Here is a 21,976-nt window from a genome sequence, read left to right as displayed (position 1 = left end):
CTTCGTCGTATTTCACCCTATACGGGGGCTTGATAAGCGATTCGGCGCATCATTCCCGATCGCCCGGTGATGTGTTTCACCCCAATAGTTCATTGTTCAACTATGCCGGAGTGCGTAGCTTGAGATCGCCGACACAACGGCAGGAACCCCACCGTTCGCATCCACCGGACGATGGGTCGCGCAAGGAGGAAAGACCATGAACAAGCTGGTGCGGCGTCTCACCACCGCGGGCGTCTCCGCTGCATTTCTCGGCGGCGCTCTCTTCGCTGCCGGCGGCTCGGCGATCGCGGCCACCCCGCAGACGCCCGGGCACGCCGCGGTCCGGTCCACTGTCGTCGCGGACACCAAGGTCGCCACCGTCCATACCCAGCACCGGGTCGATCCCTGGATCGCGGACCAGATCGCGATGTTCGACCCGTGGGTCGTCGGTCAGCTGGAAGACTTCGTCCCCTCGGGCGGCACCGGTGGTCAGCACGGGGTGAGCGACTGGCACCGCAGCCTCGATGACCACACTGTCGCCCTGAACGACGGCGCCCGCCCCTGATCCCACCGGTCCGCTTCCCCGCGGTACCGCGACGGTTCTCTCGCCCTTACGGCTCTCCGCACGGATCCGACACCCGACCCGTCCGTACCCGGACGCCGAACGTCGCCAACGCCCCCGACACCACCACTGCGGACAAGGCACTGCCGGCCAAGGCCGCCATGCTCAGCGCCCTCGGCCTGCACGTCCACCTGTGCGGTGACGTGCATGTGTGATCGCCCGGGCCGGCGAGGTCCCGGTCGGGCCCTTGGCGTTGGCCGCCCGTCCAGGTCGGCCCGCGATGAATCTCCCGGAGCCGCGTGCGGTCTTGAACGTTGCCCGCAGCTCGTCCTTCGATGCCCGTCGGTGGCCGCAGCGACGTCGGCTGAACACGAAGGTCCCGCGACTTCACTGCCGTCGGCCTGTTCCCGAGTGCCGGACGGCAGTGGTCGGTCACGCCGGTCCCTTTCCGTGCGCGGCACCGTCTCCAGCAGCGGCCCGGACGATGCCGGACAAGGGCGCCCGCCGGGTCTTCTTCCCGGCCAGGCGCCCTTCCTGGGGCTCTAGAAGAAGCCCAGCTTCTGCGGCGAGTACGACACCAGGAGGTTCTTGGTCTGCTGGTAGTGGTCCAGCATCATCTTGTGCGTCTCGCGGCCGATGCCCGAGCCCTTGTAGCCGCCGAAGGCAGCGTGCGCCGGGTACTGGTGGTAGCAGTTCGTCCAGACACGACCCGCCTGGATGGCGCGGCCCGCGCGGTACGCGGTGTTCATGTCCCGCGTCCACACACCGGCACCGAGCCCGTACAGCGTGTCGTTGGCGATCTTGATGGCGTCGTCGAAGTCGTTGAACGACGTCACGGACACCACCGGACCGAAGATCTCCTCCTGGAAGATCCGCATCCGGTTGTCGCCCTCGAAGATCGTCGGCTGGACGTAGTAGCCGCCCTTCAGCTCGCCGTCGTGCTCGATGCGCTCACCGCCCGTGAGGATCTTCGCGCCCTCCTGACGGCCGATGTCCAGATAGGAGAGGATCTTCTCCAGCTGGTCGTTGGACGCCTGCGCGCCGATCATCGTCTCCGTGTCCAGTGGGTGACCGGCCTTGATCTGCTCGGTGCGGGCGACGGCCGCCTCCATGAACTCGGCGTAGTGCCCCCGTTGCACCAGGGCCCGCGAGGGGCAAGTGCACACCTCGCCCTGGTTCAGCGCGAACATCGTGAAGCCTTCCAGCGCCTTGTCGCGGAAGTCGTCGTTCGCCGACCAGACGTCCTCGAAGAAGATGTTCGGGGACTTGCCGCCCAGTTCGAGGGTCACGGGGGTGATGTTCTCGGAGGCGTACTGCATGATCAGCCGTCCCGTGGTGGTCTCGCCCGTGAACGCCACCTTCGCCACGCGCGGGCTGGAGGCCAGGGGCTTGCCCGCCTCGACACCGAAGCCGTTGACGATGTTCACGACACCCGCCGGCAGCAGGTCGGCCACCAGGCTCATCCACACATGGATGGACGCCGGGGTCTGCTCCGCGGGCTTGAGGACGACCGCGTTGCCCGCCGCAAGGGCCGGTGCGAGCTTCCACGTGGCCATCAGGATCGGGAAGTTCCACGGGATGATCTGCGCCACCACGCCGAGCGGCTCGTGGAAGTGGTACGCCACCGTGTCGTCGTCGAGCTCGGCCAGCGAACCCTCCTGCCCCCGGATCGCCCCCGCGAAGTAGCGGAAGTGGTCGATGGCGAGGGGGATGTCCGCGGCCATGGTCTCCCGGACGGGCTTGCCGTTCTCCCAGCTCTCGGCCACCGCCAACTGCTCCAGGTTGGCCTCCATCCGGTCGGCGATCTTCCGGAGGACGTCGGAGCGCTCGGTCACGGAGGTACGGCCCCAGGCGGGTGCAGCGGCATGCGCCGCGTCCAGCGCCCGCTCCACGTCCTCCGAGGTACCCCGGGCGATCTCCGTGAACGGCTGCCCGTTCACCGGACTGGGGTTCTCGAAGTACTGACCGCGGGCCGGCGGCACGTACTCACCGCCGATGAAGTGGTCGTAGCGCGCCTGGTAGGAGACGATCGCGCCCTCGCTTCCGGGCGCTGCGTAACGGGTCATGCGGCTCTGCCTCCCGGGAAAGCGCTGCCCGCCGTTGGGCAGCTCTCGGCGCGAGGCTAGGGAATGCGACGTTGCGAGTACGTTGCGTGGCTGTGTCGGGCCGTATGCAGGGTGGGCACGCTGCGGGGGCCATGTCCGTGTGCGGCTGGTGCGAGTTGTGTGGCTGCCGCGCCGCGGGCACGGTGAGCACGCTGCGGTGTGGCCTTGCCCGAGCGCGGCTCGTCCGCGTTGCGTGGCTGTCGGGTCGTACGCACGGTGAGCGCACCGCTGGGACGCCGTGCCCGTGCGCGGCTTGTCAGTGCGGCAGCGCGCGTCCCCACCGGGGTGCCGCGAACTCCGACTCCAGCTCGTCGAGGCGTGCCCGCACCGTCGCCGTCGGCCGCACCGCCGCGAGCGCGCGCCAGATGTCGAGGTCGTCCTCGCCCCACGGAGCGTTCGCCCAGTCGGCCAGCAGGTCGGGGTCCCTGCGGGCGATGAGCGCGGTGCGCAGCCCGTCGTCGAGCCTGCGTCGCAGCCGGGCCACCGCCGGTGCCTGCGAACCCGGCAGCAAGGGGCCCCGGTACGCCGTCGCGGCCTCCGCCACTGCCCCGGACGCCAACCGCCGTTCCACGACCGCCACATCCGACTCGACCGCGGTCGTCAGCCTGTAGGGGCGTGAGGCGAGCAGTCCGGGACCGAGTACGCGTCGAAGGCGCGCCAGCTCGGCGCGCAAGGTGACCGGCGTGACCGACTCGTCCTCGTAGAGCGCGCACAGCAGTTCGTCGCCGGTCAGTCCTTCCGGATGCCTGGCCAGCAGGAGCAGGATCTCGCTGTGCCGGCGGCTGAGCCTGATCGTGCGGCCGTCCGCGAGGAGATGCGCCTCGTCGCGGCCGAGCGCGGTCAGCTCCACGCTGTCCGCCGCGGCCTCGGCCGGTGCCAGCAGCGCCAGTTGAGACTCGGCAGCGCGCGCAACCGCCTGGACGAACCCCAGGCTGTGCGGATGCGCGAGTCTGTCGCCACCGGTGATGTCCACTGCGCCGAGCACGCGCCCGGTGCGTGGATCGTGCACCGGTGCCGCCGCGCACGTCCACGGCTGGACCCGCACGGCGAAGTGCTCCGCCGCGAACACCTGCACCGGCCGGTCCACGGCGACCGCCGTCCCCGGCGCGTTCGTCCCCACCGCCGACTCCGCCCAGCGCGCCCCCGGCACAAAGTTCATCCGGTCCGCCCGCCGCCGGGTCGCGGGATGTCCCTCGACCCACAGCAGCCTGCCCTGCGCGTCGCACACGGCGAGCAGATGCTCCCCGTCCGACGCGAACGGACCCATCAGCTCCCGCACCAGCGGCATCACCCGGGCGAGCGGGTGTGCCGCGCGGTAGGAACCCAGGTCGCCGTCCGTCAGTTCCACACGGGCCGTACCGTCGGGCCCCACGCCCGCCCGCGCCGAGCGTCGCCACGACTCGGCCACCACAGGGCGGACCCGGCGCGCCACCGTGCCCACCGCTCTGAACGTCTCGTGGGCGCGACGCAACTCCCGTGCTCGCTCGACGGGATCGGCCCCCGGCTCGAGGGCCACCCACACATCGGTCAACTCGGCCTCCCGGGACGGCGCTCCGCTGGGGACATCGTCACTCCGGGGGTCCCGGTCGACAACCGTTTGGACCGTCATCGACCCGAACGGGGCCGGGGGAAGCCGCGTTCGCCCCGGAACCATGGCGGGAGCCCGGTCCCGGGAGGCCGCCGAGCGCACGGGGTGGGATCCGTCGGCCTCGCCTCCCATCAGGAGCCGACGGCCGTGGACCCTTGCCGTCAGCCGAAGTTGACCAGTTGCATGTACCGCGCCCAGTCCCAGTCCGGTCCCGGGTCGGTGTGGTCCGTGCCGGGGACCTCGTAGTGCCCGATGATGTGCGCACGGTCCTTCGGGATGCCGAATCTCGCGCAGATCGCCGCCGTCAGCCGGGCGGACCCCTCGTAGATGGAGTCGGTGAAGTAGCCGGGCCGGTCCACCCATCCTTCGTGCTCGATGCCGATGCTGCGCGTGTTGTAGTCCCAGTTGCCCGCGTGCCAGGCGATGTCGTGTTCGCGGACGCACTGCGCGATGTGCCCGTCCACCGACCGGACCACGTAGTGGGCGGACACCTTCTTGCGCGGGTTCGTGAAGATGCCGAGTGTGTTGGTGTAGGTCGCCTGGGTCACATGGATGACGACGCGGTCGACGGGATGACTCAGCGGCCGGGCCGAGGCCGTGAAGTTGGCCGGGTCAGCCGCCATCCAGACGGCGAAGGGATGATCGACGATCCGGGGGCGGGCGGCGGCGGGTACCGAGGGAAGCAGTGCGTAGGGCACCGCGGCGAGGGCCGCGCCCTTCAGCAACCGTCGTCTGCTCAAATGGTGTTCCGCTTGTTCCGAAGCGTCTTGGTCCATGGAGGAAGTGCCTTCCGCGCCTGAGGTCCGCAGCTGTGCCGGTCTTGTTCCTGGAGTGCTCAACGCCCCAGTGTTGCGGCCGTTTCGCGCAACTGCGTGTGGATTCCGCGATGCGTCTCGCGCGCGGGCAGCCATTCCTTGCGAATCTTGGCCACACACGTGTAGTTGGTGTCGCAGACGTTCGCCAGCGGCGATTCGACCGTCTGGGTGGCGAACTGATACGCGTCCAACTCGCCGAAGCCGTAGTCGCGCACCAGCCACTGCACCAGATCGAGCTGGGATATCCGGAAGGCGTCCTCCAACGGGCGGGCCGAGCCGGTCGAGATGATATGGGTGTCGGACTCGATCCGCGGCCAGGGCGTGGCGATCCCCTTGAGCAGTTCGACGATCACCACGGTGTTCATCGCGCATTCGACGGCCACACCGCATGTCTCGCCCTCACCCTGCCTGGCATGCCCGTCGCCCAGGCTGAACTGCCCGCCTTTGACGTTCACTCCCAGATAGCAGGTGACGCCCGCCCGCATCTCCGGAGTGTCCATGTTTCCCCCGTGCGCGTCCGGTACGAGAGCGGAGCGCACCTCGAGATTGGCCGGCGCCACGCCCACCGTCCCGTGCATGGGATCCATCGGCAGTTCGACGCTGATGTCGCCGTCGTGCGCGGTGAACAGGGCGGTACGCCGGTCCCGGTCGAGTTGCCAGATCCACACGGTCTCCGGCAACGGCGGCTGCAGGGTGGCCGTGGTGTGTGTGGAGGTCAGCGCTCCGAACAGAGGCACCGTGGTCGAGGCCGCCCAGTCCCGGGCGGGCTCGATCGACACGAAGTGGATCGCAAGGGTGTCGCCCGGCTCGGCGCCCTCCACATGGAACGGACCGGTCTGCGGATTCAGGAACGGGAACTCGCACACCTCGGACACGAGGTCCTTCTCCGACCGCACGCGTCCGGCGAAGCAGTCCTCGGTGTACAGGTCGAGCACGGTGCCCGGCACGATCCGCGCGACGGGCGGAGCACCGCCGAACGTCCACGCGTACTCGCCGGGCGCGGGGCGCACGGTCAGGATTCGGGGATCACTCATTGCTGCACGGCTCCGTTCGGGCGGGGATCGGGTGCGGATGAATCGTCGAGATGGACCCGGGCGGTCTCGGCTATGCGCCCGGGACGGCGCCGCAGCAGGACGAGCAGCACCACGACCCCGGCGGCCATCCAGACACCGACGATCGGCCCGGCGTACGACACCGGTGCCGACAGCGTGGTCACGAAGTCGAAGACGGGCAGGCCCGCCGCGGTCAGCAGGGCGGGCACGAAGGCGGCGATGCCCAGCAGCGGGAACAGCAGATGCTTCACCGGGCTGAACGACTCGCGCCCGCGGCGAAGGAAGTAGCCCGTGCAGGCCGCGTTCACGACGATGTACACACCGATGACGACGGTGACGATGACCGTGGCCAGCAGGAGGAATGCGGTGACAGGGTCGTAGTACAGGCCGAGCCCCAGCATGACGGCGACGGCCACCACGCCTTGCACGAGGACTCCGGCCACGGGGGAGAGGTGACGGGGGTGGAGGCGGGCGAAGACGGCCGGGAACACCTTGATCCGCGCGAACGCGAAGGCCGTGCGGGTCGACACATTGGCGCACGCGTTGGCGTTGGCGACGGTGGAGTTGACGACCGCCAGGAACACCAGGACCCAGAAGAGCCCGAAGGACGCACGCGCCACACCCTCCCAGGAGGCCGCTCCCGAGGCACCGAAGCCGGCGAAGCGGTCCGGACCGAAGTACACGGTCATGGCGTACGTCGTGACCACGTAGAAGAGGCCGATCGCCAGCGCGGCCCCTAGGACAGCACGGTGCATCGTGCGCCGCGGGTCCTTCGTCTCCTCCGCGAGCGGCGCGGCGGCCTCGAACCCCGCGAAGGCGAGCACCGTGTACACCGACCCGGCGAACACGCCACTGATGCCTTCGTATCCCTTGGCGGTGTGGGAGGTGCCGAACACGGACAGCGTGTTGTCACCGCCCGCCCTGACGATGAGCCAGACCGCGAAGACCAGGAGGACCAGCACCTCGAACGCACCGAGGATCGTGCCGAAGCGGGCCGAAGCCCGCACGCCGAAGTATCCCGCCGCGGCGATGACCACCGCTCCGGCGACGGCCCACGGCCACCACAGGTCCTCGGGGTACGAGGGCCACTCCTGGTGCAGCGTCCCTGCCGTGGTGAAGCCGAGCTGCAGGAGCAGCAGCGGCGGTACCAGTGCCTCGACGAAGACGTAGCCCCAGCCGACGAGGAAACCGACCGCCGGATGCAGCCCCTGCGCCGCATATGTCGCCACCGAGCCCGCCGAGGGCAGCCGGCGCGCCAGTTCGGCCACGCACGACGCGGTGAACAGGCAGGCCACGAGGGCGACGAGGACGGCAAGCGGAAGACTGCCGCCCGCGAAGGCGGCTCCCGAGGGGATGGACGCCGCGACCGCGGCGGCCGGCGCCATCGCCGTGATGCTCTGGAAGAGGACTTCGCGCAGACCGATCGCCTCGCGCCGCAAGCCCAAAGGTGCTTGCCCCGCCATATGAATCCCCCGATCCGACTCGTGCGCGGTCGCCGCCCGGCAGCTGCGCCTCGCGTGAACAACGGTAAGGCGCTGGGCGGTTGAGCAGGAAGGGGGCGGTGTCCTTGGTGGACGACGACGGGATTGTGGACAACTCCCTCACCCGTTGGAGGGGGAGCGGCCCGTCGAGAGGCCCGCAGGGCCCTCGCAGGCGGCTCCGCCGGTGCGGCCCGCCCGCTACACCCGTTCCGCGACGGCCGCCGGGTCGTCCAGCACCGCCCGCACGACCGAGTGCGCGGCGCCGAGCAGCGGTCCCTCGGGCCCCAGACGCGACACCGCCACCGCGCAGCCCCGGCCCGCCGTCCGCCGTGCCAGCTCCCGCTCCAGGGACGGCAGTAGCCAGGGCGCCAGGGCGGCCAGTGCACCACCGACCACGACCGCCTGCGGGTCCAGCAGGTTGACGGCTCCGGTCAGCGCGATACCGAGCGCGGTCCCCGCCTCGCCCAGTGCATCGCGCACCTCCGTGTCGCCTTGCGCGGCCCGTTCGGCCAGCAGCCCGACACGGTCCTGACCCGGTGGCAGTCCGGCCGCGCGCAGCACCGCCTCCTCGCCGGCGTACTGCTCCAGGCAGCCGCGCCCACCGCACGCGCACTCCGGTCCGTCGGGGCGCACGGGCACATGTCCCAGTTCGCCGGCGAAGCCGTGCGTACCGCGCAGCAGCCGCCCGTCCACGACCACCGCGCCACCGATACCGATCTCCGCCGAGACGTGCAGGAAGTCACGAGGGGTGGCTTCGCCGAGCCACAGTTCCGCGAGCGAGCCGAAGTTGGCCTCGTTGTCGACGGTCAGCGGCAGTCGGGCGGGAATCAGGGGCCCGAGGTCGAGATCGTGCCAGTCGAGGTTGGGGGCACGCACGACGGTCCGGGCATCGCGCGCGACCAGGCCGGGCACCGCGACGGCGAGTCCGGCGGGCCACAGCCCTTCCCGTTCCGCCTCCGCCACCACCTGACCCACGAGCGCGGTCAGTTCACCGAGCACCGGCTGCGGTGGGCGGCCGCGGTTCGTGCCGTGCCGCACCGCCCGCGCCCGTACGGCACCGCGCAGATCGACCGCGCACACCGCGAGGTGGTCGACCCCGATCTCGGCACCGATCCCGGCGGGACCACGACCGCTGACGGTCAGCGCGGAACCGGGTCGCCCGACGCGGCCCGGGCGCTCCGGCCCCAGTTCCTCCAGCAGTCCCGTACGGATCAGCTCGTCGACCAGTGTCGAGACGGCCGCCCGGGTCAGGCCGATCCGCGAGGCGACCGCGGCACGCGACAGCGGACCCTCGGCGCTCACGGTGTGCATGACCCGTGCCAGATTGCGCCGGCGCATGCCTTGCTGGGTGTCCGGCAGCCGGCGGCCGGGGCTGGACGGATGGGCTTCGTGCAGCGGTGCGGTCATGCCTCCCTCGGATCCCGTCAGTGCCGGTCCGGCTCGCGCTCCAGCAGCGGTGCCGCGTCGGAGAGTACCCCGGCGATCCTGGTCAGGGCCGCGTCGTCACGCTGCACGGCCTCCAGCACCGGACCGCGGGCCGTGTCCCAGCGCCGGGCGACGGCGGCCGGGTCCTCGCCCGTCAGCAGTCCGGCAGCCTGCGCGGCGGCCCCCAGCGCGACGAGTTCCTTGGCCTCCGGCACCTGCACGGGACGCCCCGAGAGCCGGCGCACCGTCTCCTGCCAGGCCCTGCCGCGGGCACCGCCACCGATGAGCAGCAGCGGAACCGTGCGGTCGGCGTCCTCGTCGAGCACAAGGTCGAGGGCACCCAACAGCGAGTGGACCGCCCCGTCGTACGCCGCCTGCAGCAGCTGGCCGGGCGTGGTGTCGTGCCGCAGGCCGTGCAGCAGTCCCGTGGCGTGCGGGAGATTCGGGGTGCGCTCCCCGTCGAGGAAGGGGAGCAGTGTCACGCCGGTGCCCGGTTCGACGGCCTCGCGGTCCCGGCCCAGCAACGCGGCGATCCGGTCGACGGCGAGGGTGCAGTTCAGGGTGCAGGCCAGGGGCAGCCAGTCGCCGTGCGCGTCCGCGAAGCCCGCCACGGTGCCGGTCGGGTCGGTGGGGCGGCGCTTGGAGACCGCGTACACCGTGCCGGACGTGCCGAGGCTCAGCACTGGGGTGCCGGGGCGCAGGCCGAGGCCCAGGGCGGCGGCCGCGTTGTCGCCCGTTCCCGGAGCGACCAGGGTGCCCTTGGAGAAGGGCAGGTCATGGGCGTCACGCACGGTGCCGGCGACTTCGCCGGGGCGCACCACCCGGGGCAGCAGGGCGGGGTCGAGTCCCACGTGCGCGAGGATCTCCGCGTCGTACGACTCCGTCGCGGACGCCCACCAGCCGGTGCCGGAGGCGTCGCCGCGGTCGGTCGTGCCATGACCCGTGAGACGTTCGGTGAGGTAGTCGTGGGGCAGACGAACGGCCGCGGTCGCCCGGACGGCCTCCGGCTCGTTCTCCGCGAGCCACGCCCACTTGGTGACCGTGAAGGACGCGCCGGGAACGCTGCCCGTGCGGTCGGCCCATGCCTTCGGGCCGCCCAGTTCCTCCACGAGCCGGCGGGCCTGGGGCGCCGACTGCACGTCGTTCCACAGCAGGGCCGGGCGTACCGGGTCGCCGTGCGCGTCCAGGGTGACCAGTCCGTGCTGCTGGCCGCCGATGGAGACCGCGGCCGCCTCGCGGGCCGCCTCGCCGCACTGCTCCAGTGCCTCGCACAGGGCGTCCCACCACTGGCGCGGATCGCTCTCGCGGCTCGCGCCCGTCGAGACGGTGTGCGGTGCCTGACCGGTCGCCACCACCTGTCCGGTCGATGCGTCGACGACCAGGGCCTTGGTGGACTGGGTGGACGAGTCCACCCCGACGACGAGCGGACCCTCGGCTGCTGACATCGGGCTCTCCTCTTCCGCGGCTGGCGGGATCTGGCCTGTGAGGGCGTGTCGCGGGCCCCTGCGGCCCTGTGTGCACACTTCGTCACCGTACGAAGTCTTCGTACAGGGACACATCGTCTCTTCCCAGAGATGCCTTCGCATACTAATTTGTTAAGCGCCATGACGAAATAGTCTTCAGCGAGCAAGGAGCCGTGGCATGAACTACCAGCCCACCCCCGAGGACAGGTTCACCTTCGGCCTGTGGACCGTCGGCTGGCAGGGACGGGACCCCTTCGGCGACGCCACCCGGCGTGCCCTTGATCCGGTGGAGACGGTTCAGCGCCTCGCCGGGCTCGGGGCCTACGGAGTCACGTTCCACGACGACGACCTGATCCCCTTCGGATCCTCGGACAGCGAGCGCGAGTCGCACATCAAGCGCTTCCGGCAGGCCCTCGACGCGGCCGGGATGACCGTGCCGATGGCCACCACCAACCTGTTCACGCACCCCGTGTTCAAGGACGGGGCCTTCACCGCGAACGACCGGGACGTCCGTCGTTACGCGCTGCGCAAGACCATCCGCAACATCGACCTGGCGGCGGAGCTGGGCGCGAAGACCTATGTCGCCTGGGGCGGCCGGGAAGGCGCCGAGTCCGGCGCGGCCAAGGACGTGCGCGCCGCCCTCGACCGCATGAAGGAGGCCTTCGACCTCCTCGGTGAGTACGTGACCTCCCAGGGCTACGACCTGCGTTTCGCCATCGAGCCCAAGCCGAACGAGCCGCGCGGCGACATCCTGCTGCCGACCGTCGGTCACGCCCTCGCGTTCATCGAGCGCCTGGAGCGCCCGGAGCTCTACGGCGTCAACCCCGAGGTGGGCCACGAGCAGATGGCCGGCCTCAACTTCCCGCACGGCATCGCCCAGGCCCTGTGGGCGGACAAGCTCTTCCACATCGACCTCAACGGCCAGTCGGGGATCAAGTACGACCAGGACCTGCGTTTCGGCGCGGGCGACCTGCGGTCCGCCTTCTGGCTGGTGGACCTCCTGGAGAGCGCCGGCTACAGCGGCCCGCGTCACTTCGACTTCAAGCCGCCGCGGACGGAGGACCTCGACGGCGTCTGGGCCTCGGCCGCGGGCTGCATGCGCAACTACCTCATCTTGAAGGAGCGTTCCGCGGCCTTCCGCGCGGACCCGGAGGTCCAGGAGGCCCTGCGCGCCTCGCGTCTGGACCAGCTCGCGCAGCCGACCGCGGCGGACGGCCTTGAGGCCCTGCTCGCGGACCGCGGTGCCTTCGAGGAGTTCGACGTGGAGGCGGCCGCCGCGCGCGGCATGGCCTTCGAGCGTCTCGACCAGCTGGCCATGGACCACCTGCTGGGCGCGCGCGGCTGATCGCTGCCGAATCCCGCCTGTGGGCGACCTCCGCGCGCAATGCTCCGGAATCATGCGATCCACGACATGACTCCGTATCAACCGCCGTGCGGGGGTCGCGCCATGGGCCCGTCCGGGGCAACTCTGGCGGTATGGCCATCCCGCCCATGCCACCCCAGCGACCAGGAGACACGCCGCCCGCGGACCACGGCGGATTCGGCCCGCCGTCCGGAGAGGGCCATGTCCCCGTCTCCGGCGGCTACGGTCCGCCCACCCGCGACCAGGGCACGCCCTACGGGAGCCCCGCTTCCGGCGGCTACGGCCCACCACCGGGCGACGGACACTGGTCGCCGGGCTCCGGGGGCGGCCTGCCCCCGGAACCGCCACAGGGACCGCCCGGTACCCCCGGTCCGCGCCGCGGTGTGATCTTCCTCGCCGTCGCCGTGATCGTGGCGCTGGGAATCGTCGCCGCGGTCCTGTTGGTGAACCGCGGAGGCGGGTCCCCGGAGCGCAAGCCGCCCGCCGGGAGCAGTCCGAGCGGTTCGTCCGCCCCTTCCCTCGGCATCCCGTCCGGACTGCCCACCGAGCTGCCCTCCGAGTTGCCCACAGAACTGCCTTCGGGGCTCCCTTCGAGCCTGCCGACGAAGCTGCCGTCCGGCTTCCCCAGCGAGCTGCCCAGCGGCCTCCCGAGCGGCCTCGAATCGCTCTTCGCCACCCCTGCTTCCTGATCCGCGGCGGGACCCGCCGGCCGTTCCTCGCCGGCGGGCGCCACGCGCGCGTGTCAGGGTTCGCGGCTCAGGGTTCTCTCAGGGTCGCGGTCCGGAACCGGCCGGAGCACGTGCCCGTTCTCAGAACAGAGAGCGGTGCCGCCGAGGCCCGCGAGCGGCTTCGGCCGCGAAGGAGGCGACACATGTCGAGAAACACGAAGATCGCCACGGGGGCGGTGCTGGCCGGGCTCGTCCTGTGGATCTGGCTGCCCTGGTGGGCGGTCCTTCTGATCGTGGTGGGGGTCCCCACGGCGGCGTACCTCACCTTGGACCCCTCCCAGCGGCGCAGGCTGCGCCGCGTCGCACGCAAGGAGATCGGCCGCTGAGGGGTCAGCGGCCGGCCGGGGCGTCCGTCAGGGCGCAGGAGCCGACCACGTCGCCGTTCGCGGGCCTGCCGACGGTACGGTCCGCGGGCGGCTGCACGCCCCGGTCCACCCAGGCGGTGAGCGCGTCGAAGGCGGCCCGGTAGCAGGGCAGGACGGGCCGCAGCCGGTCGGGATAGGTGTCGTAGAGGCCGTCGACATGGGTGCCGCCCTCGACGGTGTAGTAGCGGTGCAGTGCGCCGCGTCCGCTACGGGCCACCATGCGGGCGTAGACGTCCGAGTCCGTGGCCTTGGGCAGCAGGGCGTCCAGGTCGCCGTGCAGTGTGATCAGCGGTTTCCCGATCCGTCCTGTGAGGGCGACGCGGGCCACCGCCCGGTGCACGGACGCCGGTCGGGCCGCGTAGTCGTACGCCGCGTCCGAGCGGCAGGGCACGAGTATCTCCTCCGCCGTCGACCCCGCGGACGCGCCGGGGCAGGCGGTGTCGTACGAGGGGTCGAACTCTGCGCGATAGATCTTCTGCGTCAGACCCCAGTAGGCCTTTTCGTGGTACGCCCACAGGAATTCCGACCCCCGGGCGAACCCGGCCGCGTAGAGGTCCTCGTCCCGGGCCGAGCCGAGCGCCCGGGCCACGGTCACCGGCAGCGACGTCAGGAGGTTGGGGCCCTCGGCCGTCCACAGGGCGCCCTCCCAGTCCACGCCGCCGTCGTACAGCTCGGGCCGGTGCTCCAGCTGCCAGCGTGTCAGATAGCCGCCGTTGGAGATCCCGGTCATGTACGTCCGCCGGGGTGCTCGTCCGTAGTGTGCGGCGACGACCCGCTTGGCGGCGAGCGTCAGCTGGGTCGTACGCCGGTTCCACTCGTCGACCGCGTCACCGGGGCGGTTTCCGTCCCGGTAGAAGTCCGCCCCGCTGTTGCCCTTGTCCGTGGCCGCGTACGCGTACCCCTGGGCGAGGACCCGGTCGGAGATCGCCGTGTCGGTCGCGTACTGCCGGCGCGTTCCGGGCGCTCCGGTGACGACGAGGCCGCCGTTCCAGTGGTCGGGCAGCCGGATCACGAACTGGGCGTCGTGGTTCCAGCCGTGCGTCGTGTTGGTGTGCGAGTCGTCCGGGAAGTAGCCGTCGATCTGCAGACCCGACACGCCGGACGGGCTGCGGGTGTCCTTGGCCGTCAGTCCTGCCTGATCCGCCATGTCCGTGTACGGGGTCCCCGCGAGAGCGGACGTCGTCATGTCATAGAGGCAGGCGCTCTGCTGGAACGCGGCGCCCGGTACCCGCACCTTCTCCTGCCGGCCGCAGGGGTCACCGCCGACGGCCGAGGCAGGGCCGCCGAGGGTCGAGGCCAGCAGGGCGGCGGCGAACAGTACAACGCTTCGTGACAGGCGCATGGCGGGGCCTCCGGGACGCGACGGGAGCACGGAGCTGCCCATGCTGCGGCCGCGGGAGTCCGCCGACCATGGGTGCGGGCCACAGGGACGTGGCGGGCCCTATGGGGGCACACAACGCGCCCCTGGCGGCCGGCCGCTGATCCATCCCGATGCGCCGGACGTCTCAGAGCGGGCGTACCGCCATCTTGTCGAGGGCCGCCAGCAGGCTCGGCAGCTCCGGGCCCCGGCCCACGGGGACCACCTCGCCGGGTTCCTCGTCCAGGAGGACGAACGCGATGTCGTCGGTCCGGGCGATCATGGACCAGCCGGGCCCGTCGGCGCGGAGGATGCGCGCGTCTCCCGAAGCGAACGAGGACCGCACACGTCCCAGCGGCGGAGGGGCGTCCACGTATGCGCGTGCTTCGGCGAGGACGCGGCGGACGCCGGTGCTGAGCCTGCTCTCGCCCACGACCTCGGCCGGCTCGACTCCCTTCTCGGCCTTCGTCCCGTCGTCTGCGGGTGCGAAGGCGTTGTCGTCGAGCTGCTCGCGCCAGACGGCCCACCGCAGTGCGATGTCGTCGGCACCCAGACGCCGTTGTGCGGGCCCCCAGGCCTCGGTGTCCGGTGGCGCGAGCGGCCTGCGGTCGACGAGTTCGGGACCGGGGTCGTGGGGTGCGGGCACGTTGGGCGCCGCGACGGCCACGGCCAGCGGCCAGCCCGGCAGAGCGGCCACGACCGACCGCTCGTCGGGCGACAGGTCGTACTCCATGCCGCAGTCCCAGGACGCGATCGCCACGGCCACGAGCGAGACGTCGTCGACCACCACCGTCCAGCGCGCCCCATCGCCGTCCTGGCCGAGCACGAGCCCGTATCCGTCGGCGACGGGTGGCAGGTCGAGAGCCGCGCAGGCCTCAGGAAAGTCGTCGCCCAGCACGCTCGGGAACTGCGCGGGCGTCAACAGAATCGCCGTCAGCACATACAGCGCGTCGTCCTCGGCGGCGACGGCGTCCTCGTCCGTCCCGGCCATGCCATCCTCCCCAAGCTTTCGTCCGTCGGCGCACCTTAATGCGCCCGCGAGCCACTTGTCACGAGTGCGAATTCCATGAAGAGCCGCACGTGTCAGGCCGGACCGGGCGAATCGACCGGAGGAAAGTCCGCACTAGGCGGCGGGCAGACCGAGAAGCGTGCGCGCGACCGCCCGCGGTGACTCGTCGCGCTCCCGCGCAAGGGCGATGACCGCGCGGCAGGCAAGCTCGCTCACGCCGAACGACAGCGCCTCCGGAGAGACCCAGGTCGAGACCTCGTCCATCCGGTCCCGGTCGTCCTCGGCACACGCCGCGACATACTCGGAGGCCGCCTCGAAGAGGTTGTGCGTGCGCTTCTCGCCGCCTGCGGGCTCCTCCAGGCGCAGGGACTTGACGAGTCTGCCGACCGATGTGCGGATCCTGTCGAACATGCCGGGCCACCTTCCCCCTCGCGGTTGCCTTCTTCGACGTGCATCTGCTGCTCTCAACCTAAGGTCGAAGCCGCGATGGCAGAAGGGGGACAGGACAGTGAAGCGATTCGATCGACTCGAACGGATCAGGCGTCTGGATCCTGAGAAGGACGCCCTGGAGATCTACCGGCTCAGCACCGCCTACGAGTTCCCCTGGGACTACACCCGTGCCCTGGAACTGGCTCTCTACCGCACCTACGCCGTCCCCCGTATCGGTCGTCTGCTCGCGGAGACCGGTGAGCTCACCGAACGGACCCAGAAGCGCTACGACGACACCGCGCTGCTGCTCGGCACCATCGTGGAGCACGGCTTCGACGGCGAACAGGGACGCACCGCGATCCAGCGCATCAACCAGATGCACTACAGCTACGACATCGCCGACGACGACATGCGGTACGTGCTGTGCACCTTCGTGGTGACGCCGAAGCGATGGATCGACGCCTACGGATGGCGCAGGCTTTCCCGGCACGAGACGGTCGCATCCGTCGTGTACTACCGCACCCTCGGGCGGTACATGGGCATCAAGGACATCCCGGAGACCTACGAGGAGTTCGAGACCTTCCTCGACGCCTACGAGGAGGCCCACTTCGGGACGGACGCGGGAGCCCGGCGCGTTTCCGACGCGACCCTGGACCTGATGGCCTCCTGGTACCCGCGCGCGCTGGCTCCCGTGGTTCGCCTGGCGACGCTCGCCCTGCTCGACGACTCGCTCCTCGAAGCCTTCCGGTACGAGCCGCCGAGTGCCGCCACGCGTGCGTCGGTGCGCCGCGCGGTCCGTGTCCGGGGCCGTCTCGTACGCCTCATGCCTCCACGGCGCGCTCCCCACTTCGCACGGCAGAACCCGGAGATCAAGGGCTATCCGAACGGCTTCCGCGTCGCCGCTCTGGGGACCCGTCCCGTCCCTGGTGTCCAGGGATGTCCGGTCCGGCGGACGGGCGATGCGGCAGGCCTTCCGCCCGAGTGAGCCGGACGTCGGCAGTAGGGGGCGAATCGGCCCGGGCGGTGGCCTGCGCGATGGCGCAGTCCGTGCCAAAAGGGGCGGCCCGCCGATCGAACGGCGAACTGAGCGACGGCCAGGGCCCGGAGGCCGAGGACGCGGTGTGCGTGCCGGGTTCAACGCCATGTCCGGCGACCCGGACGTGCTCGTGGCGGAGGTGGCTCCCCGGCTGCGGCTCAGCCCGCGCGGACGGCCACGGCGAGGAAACGTGAGTCCTCGTCGACGTACGACGTCATCCGCCAGCCCGAACCGGCCAGCAGAGGGCCGAGGTTCGCCTCGGCGCGCAGATCGTCGGGGGTGATCTGCCGGCCTTGCCGGGCCGCGAGCGCCGCCCGCCCGATCGGATGGAACAGCGCGAGAAGACCGCCGGGCCGCACCACCCGGGCCAACTCCCGCAGATTCTCGGTGGGACGCGGCAGGTGGGCGATCAGACCGGCCGCGAACACCGCGTCCAGGGATCCCGTCCGGACAGGGAGCGCGGCCACGTCGGCGAGCAGCAGCAGGCCGTCGCGGTCGCGTCCGGCCCGCACGGCGGCCTCCAGCATGGCCGGGGTGAGATCGGCGCCGAGGACGACCCCTGAGGCCCCTACGGCGGCACGCAGCGGCGTGAGGGCCCGGCCCGTGCCGCAGCCCGCGTCGAGCACGCGATCACCCGAGCGCAGTCCGAGACCGTCGACCGCCGCGGCGTACGCCGGACCGTCGTCGGGGAATCGCGCATCCCAGTCGGCCGCACGCGCCCCGAAGAACTCCTGGACGTGTGTGTGGTCGTCGCTCATGTTCCCCATGATTCCTCACCCCCACGAACGGTGCCGCAGTGCACATGTTCGAGCGTGATGCGATCGTTCCAGGGCCTGACTGTGTCAGATTGCAACACCTTTCGAAATGCGCCCCCTCTGTGCGCTCGCGCTCCGACTAGCGTCCCGTGGCCATGGGACACATGGACCACGCCGCATTCGGCTGGCTGACACCCTTGCTGTCATACGTGATGGCGTGCATAGGCGCGGCCCTCGGGCTGCGCTGTACGGTTCGCGCGCTGAGCGCCACCGGCAGGTCGCGTCGCAACTGGCTCCTCACCGCGGCCTCGGCGATCGGCACGGGCATCTGGACCATGCACTTCGTGGCCATGCTCGGTTTCGCCACCACCGGTACCGAGATCCGCTACGACGTGCCGCTGACCATCCTCAGCCTGCTCGTAGCCATGATCGTCGTCGGTGCCGGCGTCTTCGCCGTCGGCTACAGCCGTGACCGCGGCCGGGCCCTCGTCCTGGGCGGCCTCACCACCGGCCTCGGCGTCGCCAGCATGCACTACCTCGGCATGGCGGCGCTGCGGCTGCACGGGGCGGTGCACTACGACCCGCTGATGGTGGGGCTTTCCGTACTGATCGCCGTCGTCGCGGCGACGGCGGCCCTGTGGGCCGGACTGAACATCAAGTCGCCCGTCGCGGTCACCGTCGCCTCGCTCGTCATGGGCGCGGCGGTCAGCAGCATGCACTACACCGGAATGTTCGCAGTGAGCGTTCATGTCACTCCGTCCGGCGCGTCCCTTCCCGGGGCCACGGCGATGCAGTTCATCTTCCCCCTCGCCGTCGGCCTCGGGTCCTATCTCTTCCTCACCTCGGCGTTCGTCGCCCTGTCGCCGACAGCCGGGGAGCGCGAGGCTTCCGCGTCGGCCCAGCGACCCGTCGAGAGCGCGGCCCACTGACCGCGGGCCCGGACGACACGTTCCCGACACTCTCCGAGCGAGGAGTTCATGCGAACATCCCGTAGGGCCCGCACGGCCGGTGCCGGACCGAACCCCGCGCCTCCGGTGCGCGGCCGAAGGGCGCACGCCGGCCCGCCGGCCGACGAGCGCCCCGAGACCGACGAGCCGAGGGGCACGGAGTCCGATCCGCCCGTGCGGGCGGGACGCCGGCACATCCGCCCCCGTACCGTCCGGGCGAAGATCGTCTGCCTGCTGATGGTGCCCGTGATCTCCCTGCTCGCCCTGTGGGCCTACGCCACCGTCACCACGGCCCAGGACATCGCAGGGCTGCGCCGGCTCCAACGTGTGGACTCCATGGTTCGCGCCCCGCTCGCCGACGCCGTGGCCGCGATCCAGGCCGAACGCGTGGCCGCCGTGCGTTATGCGACCGACCCTGCCGCCGAGCGTCCGGACGACCTGAAGGCCCTGGCCGGCCGGACCGACCGTGCCGTGGCCAAGTTGCGGCTCGGTGACCGCAACACGGTCGCCGACGGTGCCGATCTGCCTTCCGGCCTCCCCGGCAGGCTCGAGACCTTCGTCACCGGCGCCGAAGCACTGCGCTCCCTGCGGGGCGACCTTCTCGCCCATCGCGTCGGCTGGGACGAGACGTACGGGCAGTACACCAGGACCATCGCCACGGCCTTCGCGGTGGGCGGCGCGCTCACCGACGTCCAGGACGCCGACCTCGGCTCCGACGCGCGCGTGCTGCTGGAGTTCTCCCGCGCGGGCGAGTCGCTCGCCCAGGAGGACGCCGTCCTCACGAGCGCCCGCCTAGCGGGCACTCTCGACGGCGAACGTCTGAGGTTGTTCACGGGCGCCGTGGACACCCGGCGGACGCTGACCGAATCCGCCGTGGCGGACCTGCGCGGTTCGGAACAGGCCGCCTGGCAGCGGATCGCCAGGAGCGACGCATACGCCGACCTCGGCGCGGTCGAGGACAAGGTGCTGGCCGGGAAGCCCGGTGCCCAGGCCGTCGGCGCGGCGCCCGCGGCCACCTGGACCCCGGCGCACACGCGCGTGCAGGGCGGAATGCGGGCCATCGAGACGGACGCGGGCCGAGGAGTGGCGGACCGGGCGGACCCGTTCACGCGCGGTGTGCTCACCCCCGCCGGTGCCGCGGTCCTGCTGGGGCTCGTCGCCGTCGCCGCCTCGCTCGTCATCTCCGTCAGGATCGGACGGGGACTCGTCGTCGAACTGGTCAGCCTGCGCAACGGCGCCCTGGAGATCGCGCGGCGCAAACTGCCCGAGGCCATGCGCAAGTTGCGTGCCGGGGAGGAGATCGACGTCGATGCGGAGGCGCCGCCGGGACTGTCCGCCGAGGACGAGACGGGACAGGTCGCCGAGGCGCTGGGCACCGTGCACCGCGCGGCCCTGCGCGCCGCGGCCGAACGCGCGGAGCTCGCCAGCGGAATCTCCGGCGTGTTCGTCAACCTGGCCCGGCGCAGCCAGGTTCTGGTGCATCGTCAGCTCAGCCTGCTCGACAGCATGGAGCGCCGCTCCGAGGACCCGAGCGAGCTGAGCGACCTCTTCCGGCTCGACCACCTCACCACACGCATGCGGCGCCATGCCGAGAGTCTGATCATCCTCTCCGGAGCCGCGCCCGGCCGTGCCTGGCGCATGCCCGTCTCACTGACCAACGTCGTACGGGCCGCCGTCTCCGAAGTCGAGGACTATGCGCGCGTGGAGGTGCGACGCCTCCCCGAAGCCTCGGTGACCGGTTCTGCGGTGGCGGACCTCACGCATCTGCTCGCCGAGATCATCGAGAACGCCGCCCAGTTCTCGCCTCCCCACACGCGCGTGCGCGTCAGCGGGGAGCCCGTCGGCAACGGCTATGCCATCGAGGTCGAGGACCGGGGACTCGGCATGGGCAGGGAGACCCTGACCGAGGCCAACCGGCGTATCGAGCAGTCCGAGGCGCTCGACCTGTTCGACAGCGACCGGCTCGGCCTCTTCGTGGTCAGCCGGCTCGCCGCCCGGCACGGGATCAAGGTACATCTGCAGACCTCGCCCTACGGCGGCACCACCGCTGTCGTCCTGCTGCCGACCGCGCTGCTGCACCACGGGGCGGAGGGGCGTCCCGCCCGGCCGGCCGAAGCCGAGCGGCACGAGGGCCACGAGCACGCGCCCGTGGCCGCCGTTGTGCGCAGCAAAGAGCCGGTGGAACAGGCCGAGGAGCGGCCCGCGTTGGCGGGCCCTGCCCCGGCCGGCATGCGGACGTCCGCCGGAGCCCCACCGGACAAGGCGCCACCCGGGGTCACCACGCTGAGGCTGCACCGCAGCGGGGACGACTCGGAGGGCTCCGAGGACCTGCCGCGGCGTGTACGGCAGGCAAGCCTCGCCCCCCAGCTGCGCAAGCAGAGCGAGCAGGAACCGACCACGGGCCCCCGGGGCCCGGTGCGCGACGACGAGCGCACACCCGAACTGGTACGGGACCGCATGGCGGCCTATCGCGAAGGCTGGGTGCGTGGCGGGGGCCGCGCAGCCGGGCGGGCGGCAGGACACGTCGGCGACAGCAGCGAAGGAGACCCTGCATGATCCAGGACCCCGGTATGAGGACCGCCCAGCGGTCGGGCGAACTCGACTGGTTGCTGGACGACTTGGTGGTGCGCGTCAAGGAAGTGCGACACACCGTGGTGCTTTCGAACGACGGACTGGCGGTGGGCGCCTCCTCCGATCTGAGCCGTGAGGACGCCGAGCACCTCGCCGCCGTCGCCTCCGGCTTCCACAGCCTCGCCAAGGGTGCGGGCCGGCACTTCGGTGTCGGCGGAGTCCGCCAGACGATGGTCGAGATGGACGACGGCTTCCTCTTCGTGGCGGCCGCGGGCGACGGATCCTGTCTGGCCGTTCTCACCGCCGTCACGGCAGACATCGGTCTGGTGGCGTACGAGATGGCACGGTTGGTGAAGCGTGTCGGCGAGCACCTCTACACCCCGCCAAGGGCGTCCGCCGGGCCGCCCGCCGCCGGATGACGGCCGAGGGCGGTCGCAGATGACCGACGACCGGACAGGCGCTCCGGACGGGCCGGGCAGCCAGTGGTACGACAACGAGGCGGGACCGCTCGTCCGTCCCTATGCGATGACGGGCGGGCGTACCGCACCGGGACCCAGCGGGGTGCGCTTCGACCTCATCGCCCTCGTCTCCCTCGACATCGGGGCGCTGGACGGGGTCGACGACGCCTCACTGGGTCCGGAGCACCGTTCCCTCATCGATCTGTGCCGCATCGAGACGCAGTCCGTCGCCGAGCTGGCCGCGGACGCCGACCTTCCGGTGGGCGTCGTGCGTGTGCTGCTGGGGGATCTGCTGGAGCTCGGCTGTGTCACGGTCTCGCGCCCCGTACCGCCGGCCCAGCTGCCCGACGAACGGATTCTGCGCGAGGTCATCGAGGGGTTGAGGGCCCTTTAGACGGTGCACCGGATCCACCTCGCGCCGCGATGTGCGCCGATTCCGGAACCGAATGGGCCGCAAGTGGTCAGATCGGTCAAATACCGGTCCAAGG

The 21,976-nt window shown here is 71.3% G+C and carries 20 protein-coding genes; 9 read left to right on the top strand and 11 right to left on the bottom strand.

The features are described 5' to 3' along the window. Nucleotides 1-196 precede the first annotated feature (196 nt). On the top strand, nt 197-544 hold the full coding sequence (locus ADL25_RS11385; RefSeq protein WP_059127553.1) for a hypothetical protein: 348 nt from the start codon (nt 197-199) through the stop codon (nt 542-544). Between the two features lie 539 nt (nt 545-1,083). Here the strand turns inward: ADL25_RS11385 and ADL25_RS11380 are convergent. The 7 genes from ADL25_RS11380 to xylB all read right to left on the bottom strand — a co-directional run bounded on the left by ADL25_RS11380 (nt 1,084) and on the right by xylB (nt 10,452). Continuing rightward, entirely contained in the window at nt 1,084-2,607 is a 1,524-nt protein-coding gene (locus ADL25_RS11380) for an aldehyde dehydrogenase family protein (protein ID WP_059127552.1), read from the bottom strand. A gap of 295 nt (nt 2,608-2,902) precedes the next feature. Then, nucleotides 2,903-4,177 (bottom strand): GAF domain-containing protein, encoded by a 1,275-nt coding sequence (locus ADL25_RS11375; RefSeq protein WP_059127551.1) that lies wholly within the window; start codon nt 4,175-4,177, stop codon nt 2,903-2,905. 218 nt (nt 4,178-4,395) lie between these two features. After that, on the bottom strand, nt 4,396-5,010 hold the full coding sequence (locus ADL25_RS11370; protein ID WP_059127550.1) for an N-acetylmuramoyl-L-alanine amidase: 615 nt from the start codon (nt 5,008-5,010) through the stop codon (nt 4,396-4,398). Nucleotides 5,011-5,069: 59 nt separating this feature from the next. After that, the gene (locus ADL25_RS11365; RefSeq protein WP_059127549.1) at nt 5,070-6,083 is read right to left on the bottom strand and encodes an acetamidase/formamidase family protein; all 1,014 of its coding nucleotides are present in this window, start codon (nt 6,081-6,083) and stop codon (nt 5,070-5,072) included. After that, the gene (locus ADL25_RS11360) at nt 6,080-7,564 is read right to left on the bottom strand and encodes an APC family permease (RefSeq protein WP_059127548.1); all 1,485 of its coding nucleotides are present in this window, start codon (nt 7,562-7,564) and stop codon (nt 6,080-6,082) included. The genes ADL25_RS11365 and ADL25_RS11360 overlap by 4 nt, the downstream gene beginning before the upstream one ends. A gap of 216 nt (nt 7,565-7,780) precedes the next feature. After that, nucleotides 7,781-8,989, bottom strand: a complete 1,209-nt coding sequence (locus ADL25_RS11355; protein WP_059127547.1) for an ROK family transcriptional regulator — start codon at nt 8,987-8,989, stop codon at nt 7,781-7,783. A gap of 17 nt (nt 8,990-9,006) precedes the next feature. Then, complete coding sequence (gene xylB, locus ADL25_RS11350) at nt 9,007-10,452, bottom strand: xylulokinase (RefSeq protein WP_059127546.1); 1,446 nt, start codon at nt 10,450-10,452, stop codon at nt 9,007-9,009. A 196-nt stretch (nt 10,453-10,648) separates the two neighbouring features. Between xylB and xylA the strand changes: the two genes are divergently transcribed. The 3 genes from xylA (at nt 10,649) to ADL25_RS11335 (ending at nt 12,887) form a co-directional block, all read left to right on the top strand. Then, nucleotides 10,649-11,815 (top strand): xylose isomerase, encoded by a 1,167-nt coding sequence (gene xylA / locus ADL25_RS11345; protein ID WP_059127545.1) that lies wholly within the window; start codon nt 10,649-10,651, stop codon nt 11,813-11,815. A 131-nt stretch (nt 11,816-11,946) separates the two neighbouring features. Next, nucleotides 11,947-12,522, top strand: coding sequence for a hypothetical protein (locus ADL25_RS50410; RefSeq protein WP_234380875.1), 576 nt, complete (start codon nt 11,947-11,949; stop codon nt 12,520-12,522). Between the two features lie 182 nt (nt 12,523-12,704). Continuing rightward, nucleotides 12,705-12,887 (top strand): hypothetical protein, encoded by a 183-nt coding sequence (locus ADL25_RS11335; RefSeq protein WP_059127544.1) that lies wholly within the window; start codon nt 12,705-12,707, stop codon nt 12,885-12,887. 4 nt (nt 12,888-12,891) lie between these two features. On the opposite strand, the gene ADL25_RS11330 is transcribed toward ADL25_RS11335, so the two are convergent. From ADL25_RS11330 to ADL25_RS11320, 3 genes are all read right to left on the bottom strand, one after another. Beyond that, on the bottom strand, nt 12,892-14,268 hold the full coding sequence (locus ADL25_RS11330) for a tannase/feruloyl esterase family alpha/beta hydrolase (protein WP_059127543.1): 1,377 nt from the start codon (nt 14,266-14,268) through the stop codon (nt 12,892-12,894). A gap of 163 nt (nt 14,269-14,431) precedes the next feature. Further along, on the bottom strand, nt 14,432-15,274 hold the full coding sequence (locus ADL25_RS11325) for a hypothetical protein (RefSeq protein ID WP_059127542.1): 843 nt from the start codon (nt 15,272-15,274) through the stop codon (nt 14,432-14,434). 132 nt (nt 15,275-15,406) lie between these two features. Next, entirely contained in the window at nt 15,407-15,703 is a 297-nt protein-coding gene (locus ADL25_RS11320; protein ID WP_059127541.1) for a hypothetical protein, read from the bottom strand. A 97-nt stretch (nt 15,704-15,800) separates the two neighbouring features. Between ADL25_RS11320 and ADL25_RS11315 the strand changes: the two genes are divergently transcribed. Beyond that, a complete protein-coding gene (locus tag ADL25_RS11315; protein ID WP_059127540.1) occupies nt 15,801-16,706 on the top strand; it encodes an oxygenase MpaB family protein in 906 nt (301 codons plus the stop codon). Between the two features lie 209 nt (nt 16,707-16,915). On the opposite strand, the gene ADL25_RS11310 is transcribed toward ADL25_RS11315, so the two are convergent. Next, on the bottom strand, nt 16,916-17,515 hold the full coding sequence (locus tag ADL25_RS11310) for a class I SAM-dependent methyltransferase (RefSeq protein WP_059127539.1): 600 nt from the start codon (nt 17,513-17,515) through the stop codon (nt 16,916-16,918). Nucleotides 17,516-17,667: 152 nt separating this feature from the next. Here ADL25_RS11310 and ADL25_RS11305 point away from each other — a divergent pair, with 152 nt between their 5' ends. From ADL25_RS11305 to ADL25_RS11290, 4 genes are read left to right on the top strand one after another with little or no spacing between them, the layout of a single operon-like run. Beyond that, complete coding sequence (locus tag ADL25_RS11305; RefSeq protein ID WP_059127538.1) at nt 17,668-18,441, top strand: MHYT domain-containing protein; 774 nt, start codon at nt 17,668-17,670, stop codon at nt 18,439-18,441. Between the two features lie 48 nt (nt 18,442-18,489). Next, nucleotides 18,490-21,015 (top strand): nitrate- and nitrite sensing domain-containing protein, encoded by a 2,526-nt coding sequence (locus ADL25_RS11300; RefSeq protein ID WP_059127537.1) that lies wholly within the window; start codon nt 18,490-18,492, stop codon nt 21,013-21,015. Further along, nucleotides 21,012-21,449, top strand: a complete 438-nt coding sequence (locus ADL25_RS11295; RefSeq protein WP_059127536.1) for a roadblock/LC7 domain-containing protein — start codon at nt 21,012-21,014, stop codon at nt 21,447-21,449. Before ADL25_RS11300 ends, ADL25_RS11295 begins: the two co-directional genes overlap by 4 nt. Nucleotides 21,450-21,468: 19 nt before the next feature. Next, nucleotides 21,469-21,882: a DUF742 domain-containing protein gene (locus ADL25_RS11290; protein WP_059127535.1), complete on the top strand. Its 414-nt coding sequence runs from the start codon at nt 21,469-21,471 to the stop codon at nt 21,880-21,882. The last annotated feature ends 94 nt before the right edge of the window (nt 21,883-21,976 follow it).

The sequence above is a fragment of the Streptomyces sp. NRRL F-5122 genome (genome assembly GCF_001507435.1).
Taxonomy (GTDB): Bacteria; Actinomycetota; Actinomycetes; order Streptomycetales; family Streptomycetaceae; genus Streptomyces; species Streptomyces lannensis.
This window is presented reverse-complemented; position numbering and strand designations above follow the sequence as displayed.